We start from the raw sequence: 17540 nt of genomic DNA, 5'->3' as shown, positions 1-17540 counted from the left end.
CTTCACTCCGCAGCCTCCCTCATCACCCGCATCAACGGCGCCAGATCGCGCTCGTTCGCTGGCCGCAGCGCATGGCTGCGGGTGCGGATCGAAAGCACGTCGTCCAGCGCCCGACCCTCGGCCGTGGCGCCCCATGTCTCGCGAAACGCGGTGATATAAGCCGCCCCGGCAGACCACTGCGAAAGCAGATAGGCCTTCGTCACGATCCGCATGTTTTCCATGCGCCCGAAATCCAGCCCATGCTCCTCCATCGCCCGCGCCGCCTCATGGCGGTTCATGGCAATCACCAGCAGGATCGGCACCCGCTCGCCGCGCATCCGGTATCGCCGCATCAGCCCGCCTCCCGCGTCCGCGCGGGCCGCTCGCCCCATTCGGCAAGCTTCTCCCGGCGCAAGGCTTCCGCCTCCCGCCGTTCGGCCTCGCTCAAAACCCGCCACGCATCGCGCGCCAGGCCGAACACGCCGAACTCGCGCTTTTCCCAGTCGGCGTTCAATTCGATCAGTGCCATTTGCTCGCCTTCCTCGCTGTTGGCTGTCGGTTCTGTTCGCTGGCGATCGCGGCCGCGCCCGGCGCATCCGGCCTGCGGTCGCGCTCGGCAATCATCGCCTCGATCTTGTCCATGAAGGCCTGCGGCGCAGTCACCAGCTCGCCCCGCGCCCAGCGCTCGGTCGCCAACCGCTGCATTGTGCGGCTATCGGAACTCTCGATATGCCAGATACCCCGGTGCAAAGAACCTGCGGGAATAGCCTCGATCCCTTCCGGCGTGGTGACGATCTCGGCCCAGTCCGGCAATCCGTAAAGCCCGATCCCGAACACCGTCAGGCACGCGCGCCGCGCATCGTCGGTGATGATGTAAAGCCGCTTTCTGGGCGTGCCGGTCATCGCGCACCGCCTTCCGGCCCGCGCTCCAGACGCCACCCGGTTCCCCATTGCGACGCAATGTCAAAACCGTGCGCCGCAAGCTTCTTCCGCAATTTGCAGATGAACACGTCGATGACTTTGGGATCAGGAGGATCTTGCGGCCGCCCGCTATAGAGCGCCGTCATCAGCGCCTCGCGGCTCACAACGCGATGCGTCTTCAACACCCGGAAAATGGTGAATTCGATCGGAGTCAGGCCAAGGTCCATGGCAAGCGCGGTATCGGCCAGTCCGACCAGTGCAGCTTCGAGCTGGCGGTTGCGCTCCCGAAGCTCTTCCATCTCTTCAAGGGAAACCAGACACCCACTCATTCCGCCCTCCCCGCAACTATTGCGCTTGAAGGCAGCGATGCTGCCATGCCATGTTTTCTCAGACCGCGAACGAAGTGGGGGGCGTCATGGCGAGCAATCAGAACGAGACAGACGAAGAGAACGATCGTAGTGGATGGCCAATACGCGACCCGCGCTTCTGGCTGTCCGTCTCGCTCACTCTTCTGTGCCTTCTGCTTGCATTTCTGCTGTTTTCCGGCTGGTACGTCTTTGAGAGTGACAAATTTCCAGGCGAAGCCGAAAAACGTGTCGAAATATTCTGGCGCATCGGAGCTGGATTTATCGCCTTGATAACCTTCACCACAGTCGTCTGGCGCGGCATGATGACCGACCAACAGGTCAATCTGCAAAGGGAGCAGATCAACCAGATAATTCGTCAGAATGACGCAAATGATAACGCCTCTTACGTCGATCTCCTCATGGAAGGCACGAAGCTTCTGAATCAAGAAGGAGACAGCAGCAAGAGAGCTGCTATTGCAGCCCTCGCGACGGTCATTGGCGATCCCAAAAGACGCTACTCGATCCAGGCGCTTGACAGCATCGGAAGCGAGTGGCGCCAGAATTCGACAAAATTGGAAGCAGACAATTACTTGCAACGCATACGTGACGAATTGCTGCGCGCTGATGATATGGGACTTAGGTCCTCTATCCACGCCACGTTCAAGACGGAAGATCAAATGAGCTTTTGGCGCTCCGTTCGCGGCTTCGCTTCCCAAAGTTACAGGGGTGGCGTCATTCAGAATTTTGGTCATGCATCCGCGACCGAAGACTTGAGCGCGAATGTTGGACCACTTTTCGAAATTCAGCGCGACCCGTTTAGCGAGTTTATGTTGGTCACAATAATTCGTAGCTTCATCACGGATGATATTGGCGAACGCCGAACAGCCTTTTTCGACTGCGACTTTAAGGAGTGCAAAATCGGCAGGATCAGTAGAGCTACTTTCGCCTTTAATCAGTTCTCTGCCTGCTGCTTTAGCGGCGCAGAAATCTATGCTGGCGAAGATGACGTCTTCGGCTCGACCGCTCTTTCTCTGACTAAAGAGAAATTTGCCGGCTCCTACTATGATGTAGCTACACCACCCCGAGCTGAAGACGGCTTCAGCGATTGGGCTTTGTTTCTTCAGCCAAAGATCCTTGAAGCGAATCATTGGTTCAATGCCATCCCCGATCAGAGCGGTGGATGGACGCGCGCACCAATCACGCCCTGACGACATCACAATCATTCCGCCGCTCCCTCAAACACGTCCCGGCAATGCGTCGGGCACCAGCTCGCGCCCGCCCGCACCGGCGCGCCGCAGACAGGCATATCCGGCCCGCCGGCGGCATCGGCGGCCGAAAGCGGAAACCGGCATTCGCCAGCGCCGACCGTCAGTATGGTTTTCGGGGTAACCCCGGCGATCGCGAACTGCGAAAGGTCAACCTCCACCGGGCGCGGCTTGGCGGCGGAACCATCCGGCCGCCCCGGCAGCGCCAGGCCTGCGAGCCGAGCCGAGGGCTTGACCGCCATCGACGGCTTCGTTTCGACAACGCGTTTCTTCTTCGGAAACAGAGCCGGGTTCGCCGCGATCATCTTCGTCGCGCTCGAATAGCAACACCCCATCGCCTCGCTGATCTGCCGCGCGTTTTGCCCCTCGGCATAAAGCCGCGCCGCATCGGCCCGCAGCGCATCCGTCCATTGAAAGCGCGGCGCGGCCGGTGCTTCCGGCGCGGTCTCAGCGCCGCGACGCTGCTCATAGCGCGCAGCCCGCTCGCTCTCGTCTTCCTTGGGAAACAGATCGCGGTTGCGGTTCGCGATCCCGAGCACGGATGACCGCGAAACCCGATAATGCGCAGCGATATCGCCATAGGTGCAGCCGCCCCGCTTCATTGCGGCCGCTTCGCGCAGTTTGGCAGGTGTCCACTTCATGACGCCACCCCGCAGGTAAACGGCGCGTCATAGATGTCATTGCCGCCGCACACATGGCACATGCTGAAGCCGCAAACCTCGGTCAGCTTGCAGGCGCGCGGCGGCTGCGGCTTGTACCTCTCCCGGGTGATGGCATGCCCCGGCATCCGCGCCCGCATCTGCTCCGGCCCGCGCCAGTCGCGCCCGCCTTCCACGGCGAGCCGCGCCCGCATGTCGGTATGCGCCTCATAGCCATGGGAAAAAGGCAGCGGGATCGGAATGATGCGGGCAAGCTCGTTCATCACACCCGCCCCATCACCTGAAACAGCGCCCGCATCAGCTTGTCGAAGTCGCGCATGATCGCGCGCCGTTCAGCCTCGTCCACCTTGCCGTCGTCTGAAAGCGCCTCATGCATCCGGGTCTGAAACCCGGCAAAGGCAACGCTCACCGTGGTCACGTCGCGGTAATCGAGATCATGCGCATGATCCTCGCCATCGGCCGAGACCAGACGGAACCCCTGCGCGGCCGCAAGCGCGGCGGCGATGATCGGCGCGCCGGCCTCGCGGTCGGCCTCAAGCGCCACGTCCAGCGGCATGAAGGTTTCGGCATGATCCTCGCCGGCAAGGCCGTATTTGGAAAGCTGCGCGGCAGAAACCCGCGAGACCAGCGAAAGCGCCTCGCCGCCGCCCGCCGCCTTCACCGCGCGCCGCGATGCGGCCTTCAGCGCGCGCCCGTCGTCTTCAGTGATCACGCGCATGGCGAGCCTCCGGAAATTGCAAGGAAGATTTTTCGAAAAATTCTGCGGTGATCCGCCCCGCGCGCGGGCCTATCGTCACCCCATCGGAAAACGGAGAACACGACCATGAACAGCAAACCCGCCCGGCCTGTCCGGCAGGAACGAACAGGCCGGGCCGCAACCGCGCATTTCCCGCGGGCGGGGAGGAGGAGCGCCCGATGCGCGGAAGGCTTGAAACGCGCGGCATCATTCCCGCCCCCGCGTCATCTCGTCGATCCCCATGCGAAACCCGCCAATGAACTGGCGAACCGACCATGCCAGCCACATCGCGCCAATGGCGAAGGCGGCATAGGGCCAGTGCATCGGCATCAGAAAAGCCCAGGCCAGCAGAGCGATCGTCACACGGATCATCATTGGGCAGGCACCTGGGGCAACAGGAAGTCATTGGGCATGACGAGGCCGTCAGTCTTTTCGGCAATAGCAATCATCTGCTCCCGCCTCGGCACCCGTTCGCCATACATCCACTTGCGGACGCCGCTTTCAGAAACGCCGCCCACCAGAGCCGCAAACGCTTCTGGCGTGATGTTCTTCTCTGTGAGGTACTGCTTCAGCTTCATGATCGCTGAAGTTACACAATATGGGGAATATCGACAACCCCAAAATGGGGCGCGACAGATTTTTTCAGCCGCGTATCTTCCCTGCTATGGGTAACAAGTTGAAATTCCACCGGGAAAAAGCGCGCATGACGCACGAGCAGGCTGGGGCCGCCATGGGCGTTTCCAAGAGCCAGTACATAAAGCTCGAGCGCAATGAGAGGCGGCTGAACATCGACTACATCGAACGCGCAGCATCCGCTTTCGGGGTGTCACCAGCCGACATAATCTCGGACGACCCTCCCCCAACGAATGTCCCGCTTGTGGGCTACGTCGGCGCGGGCGCCGAGGTTCAGCCAGAGTTTGAACAGGTCCCGCCGGAGGGCTTGGAACAGATACACATACCCTTTGCGCTTCCCGCTGAAATGATCGCTTTCCAGATCCGGGGAGACTCCATGCTGCCCGTCTATCGCGACGGCATGGTGCTTGTGGTCTATCGCGAGCAGCGGCGGCCGGGCGAATGGTTCTTTGGCAAAGAGGCGGTAGTGCGCACCGAAGACGGCCGCCGTTTCGTCAAGACCATCATGCGCGGCAACCCGACAACGCTCTACTCAACAAATGCACCGCCGATCGAAAATGCCGTGCCGGTGTGGCTTGGCGAGATTTTCGCGATCTTGCCGCGCGAGAGCTTGGGGAATGGGGCTTAGACGCCTAATCTGTTCACGAACAAGATGGAGGAATTCAATGCATAAGGCACCAGACGCCGAGGAGCAGAAGCTCCTCGCCAGCATCGGAAATGTTGTTGTTGACTGGAATGCGCTTGAAGCATCAATGGAATTGCTCGTCTACACCCTGTCTGGGGGTGGCAAGCATATAGACGTACTAACTGCACACATGAACAACACAATGCTTTTAGATGCATTTAGAACGCTTGCTAACGATTTTGCTCCCGAGGAATATAGAGACGACCTGGAATTCATTGCCACCATGTTTGACCGTCTACGCTCGTACCGTAATTACTACGTACACGGCATAAAAGCGGTTACGCGCAAAGGGGGCAGAAGCGGCCCGCCGATTGGTGTAAGCCAGAGCGTATCAGCAAGATCCCGCCTCAAGCTCCATCAGGCCGTGATTGAAATCCATGAACTGGAAGAAATATCCAGACACCTTAACGAAGCAAAGCGCTACGTCGATCTCACTTTTGGTCATCTTTCGGGTATTGCAGCACGCCCTGGCTCAAAGCTACCTTCACGGCCGCTTGAAAGACCTCAGTTGCCAGATAGGCTGCAGAAGCCGATCCTATTTCTTCTAGACGCCTCACGGCTGCCTCCTGCATCTCAGGCGTCATAACCACATCCTTTGCGGTATAGGCGGATTTCAGTGCCTTCTCATCCATAAAACTAGCCTCCGGCTGTGTCATTTCGGGTGCTCTGCCGATCTACTCAATATCAGGATACATCACGCCCAACTGGCGGGGATAAAAAAATCGACAGCCGACAAAGCCCGCTTCGTGCGGGCTTTTTTTTATGACCTCAGACAACTGCCGACAATAGTTGAAAATAGCGCGTAATAAGAATTACACAATATGGGGTTGCTATAATCCCCATTTTGGGTAACATTCCTCCCAGCAGGCCAACCGTCCGGCCCGCACCCCGCCGCCGCGCAGGCCCGTCCGCACGGCGGCATCACCCCACGGGAAGGAAGAGACAATCATGCGACCCTTGAAATCCTACGCCAGAGTTGGCGCTATCGACCGCCCCGACCAGGCAACGGCGGAAGGCGAGCCGACGCCGCGCAGCATTCTCGATCTGAGCGAGGAAATCGGCGACGCGGGCCGCGTTCTTGAAAACTACGTCGCTATTGCCTCTTTCAACATCGGCAAGGCGACCCTGATCAAGCTTCTCCAAGTCGAGATCGATCACCTGAGTGAGTAACCCGTTCCGCTCCGGTGTCCGGCTCCCCGCGAGCCGGCATCCCGAACGGAACGGAGGTTCGGCATGAAAAGCAATGCACCTGAAATCATCTACGCCACCGTCAACGGAGCGCGGACGGACGTTCTCAGCGGCCGCAGCCAGCTCATCGGCGGCTGGGAAGAGCACGACCGCGAAAACCCGCGCGCAACCCGCTATGTCCGGCAGCCACATGGCTATCCGTGCAGCATGGAGAAATTCGTCAATGCGCTGCTTGCCGAATGCGACGAATTCGAAATCCACGATGCGGTTAAAGCCTGGGTAAACGGAGATTGGGCCGAAGCTGTCTTTCCCCTTAGCGCGAAGAAAATCGAAACCCTGATCAGCAATGCGTCCACCGAACAAGGCGGTGCGGCATGAACCGGCGCGACGCAACGGAACCACTGCTCGATTGGGCGAATTTCGCCGGTCCTTCTCGGAATATCGAGTGGAAACCAGATGACCAGGAGTTGATCTGCACGGCTCTCAATTTCTGCGCCGACGAAGGCGATCAAGACGAGGACGCCGGTCAACAGATCGTCGAACGTCTTCTCGCGGCATGGCAACTCACGGCGATCTCCGACGGACGCCCCTGCACCATGGAAGCCTTCGTCGCCGCCCTGCTCGCCGAAGGCCTCGACGCCCCCGTCATCAAGGGCGCGATCAGCGCATGGATCAAGGGCGACTGGCAAGCCGCCCTCCTCCCCCTCTCCGACGACGCCCGCACCCGCCTGACCGGCAAAGGCGGTGCGGCATGAGCGGCGCAAGAAAGTGCAAGTTTTGCGGCGATCCCGTCGGTTATGAGCATTGGGAATGGGGTTTCGACTTTTGCCCCGACTGCTCTGAGATTGCGGAGGCACGCTCCCGGAAACGCCGTGAATGGCAGGAATATCACGACGAGCCCTGCCCCGAGGTTGAGCTTCCTCCTTACCAGAAGGGAGCAACATCATGACCACCCGTCTTTCCTACGCCGCGCTTTATTGCGCCCTCCTCGCCCTCACCGCCTTGTTCTGGCTTCGGCTGGACGCATGGCTTTCCGTCCACGGTTGAAAGGATTGCTGATGATCCCCCGCCTCACCGAATACCCCGTCCACGCCTTTCGCCCGAGCGGAACGCTGGTTGATCTTGGCGCGCCGGATGCCGCAGAGATATTCTTTGACCAGATCGCGCAAGGCCTGTCGAAGATCGCCCGTTTCAACGGCATGGCGCCCGGCCCGGCCTATTCCGTCGCCCAGCATTCCGTCATGGGCGCCGACGCCCTGTTGAACGAGGGCGCGGATCATTTCACCGCGGCGATCTTCCTCATTCATGATGCCCATGAGTACCTGATCGGCGACTGGACGCGCCCGGCCCAGCAACTGATCGCCGCCACCATCCGCACGGAAAGCGCCGAGGCGGCGAACCACTTCATGCTCGCGACCGCGCGCATCAAGGAAGGCTGGGATCGCGCGATCTGCCACGCCGCCGGCCTGCCCCCGCCCGAGCACTGGACCAATGCCCGCCATGCCGCCGTGCACGACATGGATGCCCGCATGCTGCGCGCCGAGGTGGAAGCCCTGTTCGGCCCCGCCACCGCCCGCACGCTGCCGCCCTCGAAGCCGCCGAAAACGCGCGGAGCAATCAAGCCCTGGCCGCCGATGAAGGCCGAGGAAAAGTTCAACGACATGTGCCGCCTCCTGCCGATCTTCGCCGGTCAGCATCCCCGCGCGGCCAGAGTGTAAGGAAGGATATCGAAATGCCGAAATTTCTTCGTGGCGATCCCGTGCGCAAACGGGCTGGATCATCGTGGCACGGCATCATCGTCGGTGAATATTCGACGGACCTGACGTCGGAAGGCTATTGTGTCGAAAGCCTTTTTGAAAAGGGCTCCGTCCAGATATATCCAGCGGCTGCGCTGGAGCTGATAACGACGGTAAAACCGCCGACCCGCCAAGAGTTCATCGACCGCTTCGTTAAGAAGATGGTCGAGGTGGCGGGCGAGCGCTTCACCGATGGCCACTCGATCGCCGACTATGCGACCGAGATCGCCCCCACCTTCTTCGACGACCCCTCACAAAGGGTCGAAGGGCCAGAGTCCTGCGCGCTTGCCGATATCGATTGCTGGGAGCGCTGATCATGGCAGGTTCCGTCAACAAGGTCATCCTGATCGGCAATCTCGGCCGCGATCCGGATATCCGCACAACGCAGGATGGCCGCAAGATCGCCAGCCTGTCGATCGCCACATCGGAAAGCTGGCGCGACCGCACCACCGGCGAGCGCAAGGAACGCACCGAATGGCATCGCGTCGTCATCTTCTCGGAAGCCCTGGCGAAGATCGCCGAGCAATACCTGAAGAAGGGCGCGAAGCTTTATATCGAGGGCCAGCTTTCCACCCGTAAATACCAGGGCAATGACGGCCAAGACCGCTACACGACCGAAATCGTGCTGAACGGCTTCAACGCCGTCCTCACCATGCTCGACAGCACGGGCGGAAACCGCCCGCCGCCCGCGACCGATCCAGACGATTACGGCCGCGAAACCACGCGTGACCCGGGCGGTGAATTCGCCCGGCCGATCTCGCCCGATCTCGATGACGACATTCCGTTCTGAGGCTGCAGCAAAATGTCAGAACAGCAGAAGGCTATCAGCCGCAGTAATCGTCGGGAGATACGAAATCCGGTTCTCGCTCTGCCAGCCATGCGAGAGCTTGCGGAACTGCCGATCGATGATCGCGAGGCTATTGCTCGTCTAATGGATGACCTCGCGAAAGACGCTCGGCAGCGAGCGCAAAAAAGCTGGCTCCAGAACAAAGGGCCAATGGCGGCTTACTGGAAGGCCGTCGGCGCATACGCCGCTCACATTCGGGCGGCGCTGAGAAATCCCATCCCTCCAAAAACACCTCAGGAGTAGCTTATGTCAAACGATGCACATGGCATTGCCCGCGACCAGTTGCGTTCGATCATCGAACGGATCGAGCGGCTGGAGGAGGAAAAGAAGACGATCGCCGACGACATCAAGGATGTCTACGCCGAGGCCAAGGGCACGGGCTTCGACACAAAGGCGCTCCGCAAGATCATCGCCCTGCGAAAGCTCGACGAGAGCGAGCGCATGGAAGAGGAAGCCGTGCTCGACACCTACATGATCGCGCTCGGCATGATCCCCGCGCCGGAGGATGCGTGATGGAAAATCCGCTCGAAAAATTCGACACGCCGCAACTTGAGGCGGAACTGAGGAGGCGTGGAGCGCTGCCGCACAAAAGGCTCAGCGGCCTCGACTGGCGGAGAAATATAGAGCGCCTTGGCGAGCTCATCGCTGATGGCGATACGGTCGAGGCACTTCACCATCTTCGGGAAATCCATCCCTCCGCCAGCCTGCCCCCCCCCGAAACGATCATGCGTCAACGCCGCCGCATCACCGGTAAACCGTCGGAGCCTGCCCATGTTCACCGCTGAAAAGTCCGCGCTGCTCGCCGCGCTCGAAACGGCAAACAGCGCGGTCGAGCGCCGCAACACCATCCCGATCCTCGCCAATGTCCTGTTTGAGCGGGCGGATGATCCTGACAGGCTCACGCTACGGGCAACGGATCTGGATATCGAGATCGTGGTCAGCTTCGCGGCCGATGCGGCGGAGGGCTTCGAGCCCTTCACGGTGTCGGCCAGCATGCTGCTATCGATCGTCAAGAGCCTGCCCGACGGCGCGATCACCATCGCCAATGCGGACGCCAAGGCGAACGCCCTGCACGATGTCACGGTCAAATCCGGCCGCTCGAAATTCCGCCTGCCCGTCCTCCCGGCCGAGGACTTCCCCACCCTGCCGGAGATGACCGCCAAGCCCATCACCGTTGACGCCCAGCCCTTCCGCCAGGCGCTCGTTGAAACTGCTTTCGCCATGGCGGGCCAGAAGGAGGATCGCGTCTATCTGAAAGGCGTCCATCTTCACCGGCGCGCGGATGATATTGCGCTGGTCGCGTCGAACGGCCACCTGTTGACGGTGCGCGTGATCGATTCCTTCGACAGCCCGGCCGATCTGCCCGGCATCATCATCTCCGACAAGATGGTCGGCATACTTTCGAAGGCGCTGCCGGAAACCGGAACAATATCGCTAAGAATAGACGATCGCCGCATCTCGGCCGAGATCGGCAATCGCACGATCACGGCGAAGCTGGTCGAGGCGACCTATCCGGAGTATCCGCGCCTGATCGCCGCCGGCCTTGAAGACACGATCACGGTGGAACGCAAGAAGCTGCTGGAGGCATCCAAGCGCGTCGGACTGGTACTCACTGCCATGAGCCAGGCCACCGTCCTCACATTCTCTGCAGGCCTGCTGACGATCGAGGCCGCAGACCGCGAAGCCGGCGACGCCAGCGAAGACCTTGAAATCGACGGCGAGATCGAAGCCCGCATCGGCGTGAAACAGCAATACCTCGCCGGGGCGCTGGATCACATGCCCGGCGCCCGCATCGCCATCCACACCGGCGCAGGCGCTGGACAGATCAGGCTCACCAGCCCCGACGGCCACGCCGACGACCTGATCGTCATCATGTTGATGCGGGTGTAACCATGAGCGAAGGGCTTCTTAACGCCGATCAGGCGGCAAGCTATCTCAACATATCGAAAAAGCAGCTTGCCCACTTGACGCAGGCGGGAAGCCTGCGCTGGATTAATATCGGCCTCGGCGAGAAACGGCCGACGCGGCGCTACACCCGCGCCGATCTCGATGAGTTCATTGATGCGAGGAGGCGCGAGTGTCAGTCTACAAGCGATCAGGCGAGGCGACATACTCTTACGACTTCGTCGTCAGGGGTCGTCGATTTTCGGGGAAAACTGGCGCAACTTCGAAGCGGGAAGCAAAGCGCGTCGAAGACGCCATCAAGGAATCGGTCCGCGCCGAACTGATCGCCGCCGAGACCCGCCCGGCCGATCGCATGACCTTCGAGGAGGCGGCCTCGCGCTGGTGGCTGGAGATCGGCCAGCATCACAAGAATGTGGAAACCACGCTCCAGGTCCTCGCCTGGCTGAATGACGCCGTCGGCAAGAACACCGATCTGGCGAAGATCGATGACGCCCGGATCGCAGCGATCGTCGCCAGACGTCGCGGCGAACACATCAAGGGCGATCCGAAGCGCCCGCTCGTCTCGGCGGCCACCGTCAACCGCACCTGCACCCAGCCGCTGCGCGAGATCATGCTGCGCGCGAAAAACGTCTGGAAGGTCAAGACGGCCGATTTCCATTTCGGCCAGCACCTGTTGAAGGAACGGCAGGAACGCGTCCGCGAGGCGAGCGCGGCCGAGGAGGACAGGATCCTGTCGGAACTCAGCCCCGGCTATGCCGAGGCTGTTCTGTTCGCCTTCCTCACCGGTTGCCGCCGCATGGAAATCCTCGGCCTCAGATGGCCACATGTCGATTTCTTCGGCCGTCAGTTCACGGTCACCGGCAAGGGCGACAGGCGGCGCGTGATCCCCATGTCGCAGGCGATCTATGATCTGCTATGGTCGCAGAAGGACCACCACCCCGAAATCGTCTTCACCTATGTCGCTAGGCGCACGCTGAAGAAGCGCAACCTGATCAAGGGCCGCCGCTATCCGCTGACGGAAGCCGGCCTCAAGACGGCCATGCGCCGCGCCGTCCCGGCCGCCGGCGTCGAGGATTTCCGCTTCCACGACACCCGCCACACGGCGGCGACCCGGGTGCTTCGAAAATCAAACCTCCGCGTCGCCCAGCGCCTCCTCGGCCACGCCGATATCCAGACGACGACAAAATACGCCCACGCCCTCGACGAGGACATCCGCGCCGCCCTGGACGCGACATCCAGTCCCACGAGAAATCCCACGGAGGCCGACGGCATCCGCGACAACGATCTGAAAAAGCAAGAAAAATAACTCCGAGGCTCACCGCCCCCCAGTCAAGTGCGCTACCGGGCTGCGCTACACCCCGACCAACCGTCTAGACGGCCCGTTCCCTTTAGACTCTCGCTAGAGCAGGCGCAAGAGGCAAAACCGGGTTTGCGCACAAAAACCGCGACGGGTTTTCAGACAGCCTTTGTTTGCCAAAAGGACGGATCGGGCTGGATAACGTCCACCCCCGCGCCGAATGTCGATGAAAAAAAGGGGAAGACAGAGGAGGTCAAGCCGACCATCGCAACGATGAAAGTCAGCAAAAACCATTTTCTGTTGGCAAACGGAGTTGGCGTGTAACAAACCGAGCAGACTGCCCTGCCATAGCGAAGGCGATGCCTGCAATTACTGCACCGGAAAAGACGCATATCGGCTCTCCTAAAGCCGCCACAATAAGTAAATTAAGCCACACCTCCAATTTTTATTCAACAAAATACTTCAAAAATATCAATATTTCATAATCTTTACATATTAGTTAATTCTATAGTAAATTACAATAATATATAGATAGTATTTTTATAGTTTCATCCATGCATAAATTGAGATTCGTCAATTTTATTTTATACATTGACGGACAAGACAAGAAATAGCAATCCTAAGCGGCGTTCGAGCCAGTCCGGCAAATCACTGCTCGCGCACGGCGTGATGATAGCGCCGATAAATCTCATCGATATCCACTGTTGGGTGCGGGCTTTCGATCCGCATATCGAGCATCGCGCGGTGAATGATATCGGCGGCGGCGAGATTGCGGAACCATTTGCGGTTGGCGGGGATCACATACCAGGGCGCATGGGCCGTCGAGCAATGCGACAGCATCGCCTCATAGGCCTCGATATACTCGTCCCAATGATCGCGCTCGGCATAGTCGGAAAGAGAGATCTTCCACTGGCGGTCCTTGTCCTCCAGCCGCTTCTCGAACCGTTCGAGCTGCTCATCCTTGGAGATATAGAGGAAGAACTTGACGATGGTGACGCCGTTTTCGGTCAGGAACTCCTCGAAATTGTTGATCTGGTGATAGCGCTTCGACCATTCCTGCTTGGAGACCAGATTGTGCACCCGGGCCACAAGAACGTCCTCGTAATGTGAGCGGTTGAAGACCGCCACCTGGCCCATGGCCGGCACGCGCTGGTGCACGCGCCAGAGAAAATCATGCGCCTTCTCGACCTCGGTCGGCTGCTTGAAGCTCGCCACATAGGTGCCCTGCGGGTTCATGGCGCGGATCACGTGCCAGCAGACGCCATCCTTGCCGGCGGCATCGATGCCCTGCAGCACGATGAGCAGCGCATGCTTCTTTTCCGCATAGAGCATTTCCTGCAGCGGCGTGATTTCGTCCAGTATCCCGGAGAGCTTTTCCTTGCCCTCCTCCTTGCTCTCGATCCCGCCGTCCTGGTGCGGATCGATATCGGCAAGCGAAACCGTGCTGCCGGGCTCGATAGCAAGCTTCTTGCGAAAATCCATGACATGCTCCCATGCTCTGCGCTTTCATCAAACCTAACGCACGAGCGGCAAAAACGGCATTAAATTGTTACTACCGGAACAGGCGCTCGTTCATCACATCGATCGACATCGCCCGGCGCGCGCTGCGGTTTTCGAGCACATAGTCGACGCCGATCCGCACCAGCCCCAGCACGAACAGCCAGACGATGAGGTAGACCCAGACGAGACCGATCACCAACCACGGGATCTGCGGGACCAGAATGCCGAAACCGCACATCAGCACCGCCACCAGCTGCGTGGCGACCATTGCGATCAACAAGGGCGCCGCCGGATAGGGCCTCTTCGTGAACCAGTTTTCCTTGCGCGCGACCAGCAGCAGCAGATGGCCGCCGGCCACAAGCTGCAGAAACATCATCGATTGCAGATGCGCGGTGTCCGTTATGCCAAGCCCCGGCCAGCGCGCCGGCTCCGACATCACCTCCATCCCCATCATCAGCAGTCCGAAGGACTGGACGATCGAGGCGAAACCGAGCACCGCCGCGACCGTCAGCAGATGCGGCATCCGCCATCGGATCGGCTGATCAGAAACAGTGGTATTGTCATAGGCGACCGTCATGATCGGAATGTCGTCAAGCAGCGACATCAGCACGATCATGATCGGCGTCAGCGGCTGGAAACCGAGGAAGATCGTCGACAGCACCACCAGGAACATGATCGTCATCGTCAGCGCCACGCGATAGACCGTGTAGCTGGTGATCCGGCCGAAAATCCGCCGCGCCTCGTCGATCGCGTTTTCGATCACCGAAAGGCCGGGGGCCGTCAAAATCAGCGCCGCGGCGCTGCGCGCGGCATCGGTTGCACCCGAGACCGCGATCCCGCAATCGGCCTGCTTCAGCGCCGGCGCGTCGTTGACGCCGTCGCCGGTCATCGCCACCAGATGGCCGTTCTTCTGGAACGTCTTGACGATGGCGTATTTGTGCTCGGGAAACACGCGCGCAAAACCGTCCGCCGTCAGGATGCGGTTGGCGATCGGACCGGGCACGTTATCGGGGTCCATATCCTTGGGGAACACATCCGCCGCGGCGAGAATGTTGGCGCCGAGGCCAAGCTGGCGGGCGGTTTCGCGCGCAATCGCGGTATCGTCGCCGGTGATCATCTTCACCGTCACGCCCTTGGTGCGGACATTGTCGATGGTCTGTTTCGAATCATCGCGCGGCGGATCGTACATCGGCAGAATGCCGAGCAACCGCCAATGCGCGCCGTCATCATCCGAGCGCGCCACGGCGAGCGCGCGGTAGCCCTTTTCGCCCAGCGCCGCGACATGGGTGTCGACCGCCGACGCATTGTCCCCGCCGCAAAGCTCCACGATCGCATGCGGCGCGCCCTTGGATACCAGGAACGCCGAGCCATCCGGCCCGGCAACGGCAGCCTCCGTGCGCTTCGAAACCGGATCGAACGGCGTGAACCGCGCCAGCCGGTACTTTCCGAGCACCGTCTTGTCCGGCAGCGCCGCAATCACCGCACCGTCGATCGCATCGCTATCCTCGGAACGCGAGGCAAGAGCGCCGGCCAGCACGATCTCGGCGGGATCAGCGCCATCGAGTGGGATCGGATCGCCCAGCGTCAGGATATTCTTGGTCAGCGTGCCGGTCTTGTCGGAACACAGGATGTCGGCGCCGGCCATTTCGTCGATCGAGGAGAGCCGCGAGACGATCGCCTTTTCCTTCGACAGCGCCAGCGCGCCGAGCGCCATGGTGATCGAGAACACGGCAGGCATGGCGACCGGAATCGACGCAACCAGCAGCACCAGCACGAATTGCAGGATCGCCAGCGCATCGGCAAGGCCCCAATTGTCGGCCTTCACGATGTCGACATAGACTTGAACCGCCACCATGATCAGCGCCAGAACCACGGCCAGCACGATCAGGAAATTGCCGATGTGGAACATCGCCTTCTGCGCCTGGCTGACGGCGCCGGCTCCGGCGACGAGCTTGGCCGTGCGGCCAAAGAACGTGTTGCCGCCGGTAGCGATCACCACGCCGGCCATCTCGCCCTGCTTCACCACGCTGCCGGAATAGGCGAGATCGCCGACCTTCTTGGTAACGGGCAGCGATTCGCCCGTCAGCGCGGCCTGATCGATCGAGGCGTAGTCGCCGGAGACCAGCCTGATATCGGCCGGCACGATGCCGCCGAGGTGAATGTTGACGATATCGCCGGGCACCAGCGTCGCGGCATCCACCGTCTTGGCCACGCCGCCGCGCACCGCGCTTGCCTGCGGGGCGAGCGAGTTCTTCAGCGCGGCGAGCGCGCTGGTGGCCTTGCTGTCCTGATAGAATTCGAGGCCCGCATTGAAGAGCAGCAGGCCGAAAATGATGACGAAATCGCCGGTGTCGCCAAGCACGAGCGAGACCAGCGCCGCCGCCTCGATCATGAAGGCGATAGGTCCCACGAAGTGCCGCAATATCTGCCGCGCGAGGCTGGTCTTTTCCTCCGGCAGCGCATTCGGGCCATAGGTCGCAAGCCGCCTGGCGGCCTCATCTTCGGAAAGCCCCGACGCAATATCGGTTTTCAGCTTTTCAACAACCGCGTCGACCGGCGCGTTTTCGAGGTCCGTTCCTGCCGCTTCATCTGCCATCGTCCAACTCCAGCAAAGGCGCCTGCGAAACCGCACGGTCTCGCCACCATAAGTGGAAACAGAACGCGGGCGGTTTGGCAATATGCGTGTACGAAAGGATCGCTACACGAAAAACGCGATATTTGGATGACGTCGATCAAACCGGCATGTTCTTGGCAGCGCCTATCGAACCTGATCGAGAAGCCGCTTGCATTCCAGGAGGTCGGAAAGCACCTCCTTCAGCATCGCGTCGTCGGAACGCGCAAGGCCGAACGCCGGATCGACATCGCCCTCGCCTTCCTTGGCGCGGCGGAAAAACCCCTTGCTGCTTGCCTTTTTGGGCCGTCCGACGACCTGGTCGTCGTCGAAGATCGAATGCTGTTCGTCCTTGCGGGCCTCGGGCTGCGGCGCCAGCGCCTCGATCAGTTCGGCATCGCCGCTGCCGACAGCGGTGACAAACCGATTGCCGTTGCTTTTCAGAAGCTTCTGAACGCCCTTGATGGTGTAGCCGTGATCATAGAGGAGGTGGCGGATGCCCTTCAGGAGTTCGATATCCTCCGGCCGATAATAGCGCCGCCCGCCGCCGCGTTTCATCGGCTTGACCTGGGTAAAGCGCGTTTCCCAGAACCGGAGCACGTGCTGCGGCAGTTCCAGTTCTTCGGCAACCTCGGAAATGGTGCGAAACGCCTCGGGACTTTTGTCCATGCCAGTCAAACGCTCCCCGCTAAAGCGCGTCCAGAAAAAGTTGAGGTGGGTCTCCCGCCCGGACGCGCGAAAACACTATCGAATCGCAGCTATTTCATCGCGAACGCGCCGCGATGACAAGGCGGAATCGAAAATTGACAGGGGACGGATCAGCCAGCCGACTTGGCGGCGGCCTTTTCGGCCTTGTTGCGGCGCATCAAGTGCGACTTCAGGATCTTCTGCTTCAGCACGTTGGACGCCTTGAAGGTCATCACGCGGCGGGGCGAGATCGGCACTTCCTCGCCGGTCTTCGGGTTGCGGCCGATGCGCTCGTTCTTGTCGCGCACCTGGAAGGTCGCGAAGGAAGAGAGCTTGACCGTTTCGCCGCGCACGATCGCGTCGCAGATTTCGTCGATCACCGTTTCCACCAGTTCGGCGGATTCCGTTCGCGAAAGTCCCACCTTGCGGAAAACCGATTCGGCCAGGTCCGCGCGCGTCACAGTTTTGCCAGGCATTACCGCAT

At 60.6% G+C, this 17540-nt stretch carries 26 protein-coding genes and 2 pseudogenes; 15 read left to right on the top strand and 13 right to left on the bottom strand.

The features are described 5' to 3' along the window. Nucleotides 1–2: 2 nt before the first annotated feature. From V6767_RS12965 to V6767_RS12950, 4 genes are read right to left on the bottom strand one after another with little or no spacing between them, the layout of a single operon-like run. Nucleotides 3–332: a hypothetical protein gene (locus tag V6767_RS12965; protein ID WP_448473876.1), complete on the bottom strand. Its 330-nt coding sequence runs from the start codon at nucleotides 330–332 to the stop codon at nucleotides 3–5. Beyond that, the gene (locus V6767_RS12960; RefSeq protein WP_448463998.1) at nucleotides 332–508 is read right to left on the bottom strand and encodes a hypothetical protein; all 177 of its coding nucleotides are present in this window, start codon (nucleotides 506–508) and stop codon (nucleotides 332–334) included. The genes V6767_RS12965 and V6767_RS12960 overlap by 1 nt, the downstream gene beginning before the upstream one ends. Further along, the gene (locus V6767_RS12955; RefSeq protein WP_448473875.1) at nucleotides 499–882 is read right to left on the bottom strand and encodes a hypothetical protein; all 384 of its coding nucleotides are present in this window, start codon (nucleotides 880–882) and stop codon (nucleotides 499–501) included. Before V6767_RS12955 ends, V6767_RS12960 begins: the two co-directional genes overlap by 10 nt. After that, on the bottom strand, nucleotides 879–1229 hold the full coding sequence (locus tag V6767_RS12950) for a winged helix-turn-helix domain-containing protein (protein ID WP_448473874.1): 351 nt from the start codon (nucleotides 1227–1229) through the stop codon (nucleotides 879–881). Before V6767_RS12950 ends, V6767_RS12955 begins: the two co-directional genes overlap by 4 nt. Before the next feature lie 86 nt (nucleotides 1230–1315). Here V6767_RS12950 and V6767_RS12945 point away from each other — a divergent pair, with 86 nt between their 5' ends. Beyond that, complete coding sequence (locus V6767_RS12945) at nucleotides 1316–2455, top strand: hypothetical protein (protein WP_448473873.1); 1140 nt, start codon at nucleotides 1316–1318, stop codon at nucleotides 2453–2455. An 11-nt stretch (nucleotides 2456–2466) separates the two neighbouring features. Here V6767_RS12945 and V6767_RS12940 read toward each other — a convergent pair whose 3' ends face one another. The 5 genes from V6767_RS12940 to V6767_RS12920 form a co-directional block, all read right to left on the bottom strand. After that, the gene (locus V6767_RS12940; RefSeq protein ID WP_448473872.1) at nucleotides 2467–3153 is read right to left on the bottom strand and encodes a hypothetical protein; all 687 of its coding nucleotides are present in this window, start codon (nucleotides 3151–3153) and stop codon (nucleotides 2467–2469) included. Beyond that, on the bottom strand, nucleotides 3150–3434 hold the full coding sequence (locus V6767_RS12935; protein WP_448473871.1) for a hypothetical protein: 285 nt from the start codon (nucleotides 3432–3434) through the stop codon (nucleotides 3150–3152). The genes V6767_RS12940 and V6767_RS12935 overlap by 4 nt, the downstream gene beginning before the upstream one ends. Further along, nucleotides 3434–3889 (bottom strand): phage regulatory CII family protein, encoded by a 456-nt coding sequence (locus tag V6767_RS12930; protein WP_448473870.1) that lies wholly within the window; start codon nucleotides 3887–3889, stop codon nucleotides 3434–3436. The genes V6767_RS12935 and V6767_RS12930 overlap by 1 nt, the downstream gene beginning before the upstream one ends. A 225-nt stretch (nucleotides 3890–4114) precedes the next feature. Then, nucleotides 4115–4282, bottom strand: a complete 168-nt coding sequence (locus V6767_RS12925) for a hypothetical protein (protein WP_448473869.1) — start codon at nucleotides 4280–4282, stop codon at nucleotides 4115–4117. Further along, nucleotides 4279–4485 carry a helix-turn-helix domain-containing protein gene (locus V6767_RS12920; RefSeq protein ID WP_448473868.1) on the bottom strand — a complete coding sequence of 69 codons (207 nt, stop codon included), beginning with the start codon at nucleotides 4483–4485 and terminating at the stop codon, nucleotides 4279–4281. The genes V6767_RS12925 and V6767_RS12920 overlap by 4 nt, the downstream gene beginning before the upstream one ends. Nucleotides 4486–4505: 20 nt before the next feature. Between V6767_RS12920 and V6767_RS12915 the strand changes: the two genes are divergently transcribed. The 14 genes and pseudogenes from V6767_RS12915 (at nucleotide 4506) to V6767_RS12850 (ending at nucleotide 12267) form a co-directional block, all read left to right on the top strand. After that, entirely contained in the window at nucleotides 4506–5168 is a 663-nt protein-coding gene (locus V6767_RS12915) for a LexA family transcriptional regulator (protein WP_448473867.1), read from the top strand. Nucleotides 5169–5205: 37 nt separating this feature from the next. Continuing rightward, the gene (locus V6767_RS12910; protein ID WP_448473866.1) at nucleotides 5206–5811 is read left to right on the top strand and encodes a hypothetical protein; all 606 of its coding nucleotides are present in this window, start codon (nucleotides 5206–5208) and stop codon (nucleotides 5809–5811) included. A gap of 362 nt (nucleotides 5812–6173) precedes the next feature. Further along, nucleotides 6174–6395, top strand: coding sequence for a hypothetical protein (locus V6767_RS12905; protein WP_448473865.1), 222 nt, complete (start codon nucleotides 6174–6176; stop codon nucleotides 6393–6395). Nucleotides 6396–6458: 63 nt separating this feature from the next. After that, nucleotides 6459–6791, top strand: a complete 333-nt coding sequence (locus V6767_RS12900) for a hypothetical protein (RefSeq protein ID WP_448473864.1) — start codon at nucleotides 6459–6461, stop codon at nucleotides 6789–6791. Next, nucleotides 6788–7168 carry a hypothetical protein gene (locus V6767_RS12895; RefSeq protein ID WP_448473863.1) on the top strand — a complete coding sequence of 127 codons (381 nt, stop codon included), beginning with the start codon at nucleotides 6788–6790 and terminating at the stop codon, nucleotides 7166–7168. Before V6767_RS12900 ends, V6767_RS12895 begins: the two co-directional genes overlap by 4 nt. Nucleotides 7169–7471: 303 nt before the next feature. Beyond that, entirely contained in the window at nucleotides 7472–8131 is a 660-nt protein-coding gene (locus V6767_RS12890) for a hypothetical protein (protein WP_448473862.1), read from the top strand. Between the two features lie 23 nt (nucleotides 8132–8154). Continuing rightward, a pseudogene (locus tag V6767_RS12885) lies at nucleotides 8155–8316 on the top strand (hypothetical protein); the annotation flags it as partial. 209 nt (nucleotides 8317–8525) lie between these two features. After that, nucleotides 8526–8999 (top strand): single-stranded DNA-binding protein, encoded by a 474-nt coding sequence (ssb, locus tag V6767_RS12880; protein WP_448473861.1) that lies wholly within the window; start codon nucleotides 8526–8528, stop codon nucleotides 8997–8999. 12 nt (nucleotides 9000–9011) lie between these two features. Next, on the top strand, nucleotides 9012–9299 hold the full coding sequence (locus V6767_RS12875; protein WP_448473860.1) for a hypothetical protein: 288 nt from the start codon (nucleotides 9012–9014) through the stop codon (nucleotides 9297–9299). Between the two features lie 3 nt (nucleotides 9300–9302). Next, complete coding sequence (locus V6767_RS12870) at nucleotides 9303–9569, top strand: DUF2312 domain-containing protein (RefSeq protein WP_448473859.1); 267 nt, start codon at nucleotides 9303–9305, stop codon at nucleotides 9567–9569. Further along, entirely contained in the window at nucleotides 9569–9841 is a 273-nt protein-coding gene (locus V6767_RS12865) for a hypothetical protein (RefSeq protein ID WP_448473858.1), read from the top strand. The genes V6767_RS12870 and V6767_RS12865 overlap by 1 nt, the downstream gene beginning before the upstream one ends. Next, a complete protein-coding gene (gene dnaN / locus V6767_RS12860; RefSeq protein ID WP_448473857.1) occupies nucleotides 9828–10946 on the top strand; it encodes a DNA polymerase III subunit beta in 1119 nt (372 codons plus the stop codon). The genes V6767_RS12865 and dnaN overlap by 14 nt, the downstream gene beginning before the upstream one ends. A 2-nt stretch (nucleotides 10947–10948) precedes the next feature. Continuing rightward, nucleotides 10949–11116: pseudogene (locus V6767_RS12855) on the top strand (helix-turn-helix domain-containing protein); the annotation flags it as partial. A 17-nt stretch (nucleotides 11117–11133) separates the two neighbouring features. Further along, the gene (locus V6767_RS12850) at nucleotides 11134–12267 is read left to right on the top strand and encodes a tyrosine-type recombinase/integrase (RefSeq protein WP_448473856.1); all 1134 of its coding nucleotides are present in this window, start codon (nucleotides 11134–11136) and stop codon (nucleotides 12265–12267) included. A 639-nt stretch (nucleotides 12268–12906) separates the two neighbouring features. Here the strand turns inward: V6767_RS12850 and V6767_RS12845 are convergent. The 4 genes from V6767_RS12845 to V6767_RS12830 form a co-directional block, all read right to left on the bottom strand. Next, nucleotides 12907–13740 (bottom strand): polyphosphate kinase 2 family protein, encoded by an 834-nt coding sequence (locus V6767_RS12845; protein ID WP_448473855.1) that lies wholly within the window; start codon nucleotides 13738–13740, stop codon nucleotides 12907–12909. Between the two features lie 70 nt (nucleotides 13741–13810). After that, nucleotides 13811–16354, bottom strand: a complete 2544-nt coding sequence (locus tag V6767_RS12840; RefSeq protein WP_448473854.1) for a plasma-membrane proton-efflux P-type ATPase — start codon at nucleotides 16352–16354, stop codon at nucleotides 13811–13813. A gap of 162 nt (nucleotides 16355–16516) precedes the next feature. After that, on the bottom strand, nucleotides 16517–17038 hold the full coding sequence (locus tag V6767_RS12835) for a MerR family transcriptional regulator (RefSeq protein ID WP_448473853.1): 522 nt from the start codon (nucleotides 17036–17038) through the stop codon (nucleotides 16517–16519). A gap of 149 nt (nucleotides 17039–17187) precedes the next feature. Beyond that, complete coding sequence (locus V6767_RS12830; protein ID WP_230721976.1) at nucleotides 17188–17532, bottom strand: integration host factor subunit alpha; 345 nt, start codon at nucleotides 17530–17532, stop codon at nucleotides 17188–17190. Nucleotides 17533–17540 lie beyond the last annotated feature (8 nt).

It is taken from the genome of Martelella sp. FLE1502, from assembly GCF_053484255.1.
This window is presented reverse-complemented; position numbering and strand designations above follow the sequence as displayed.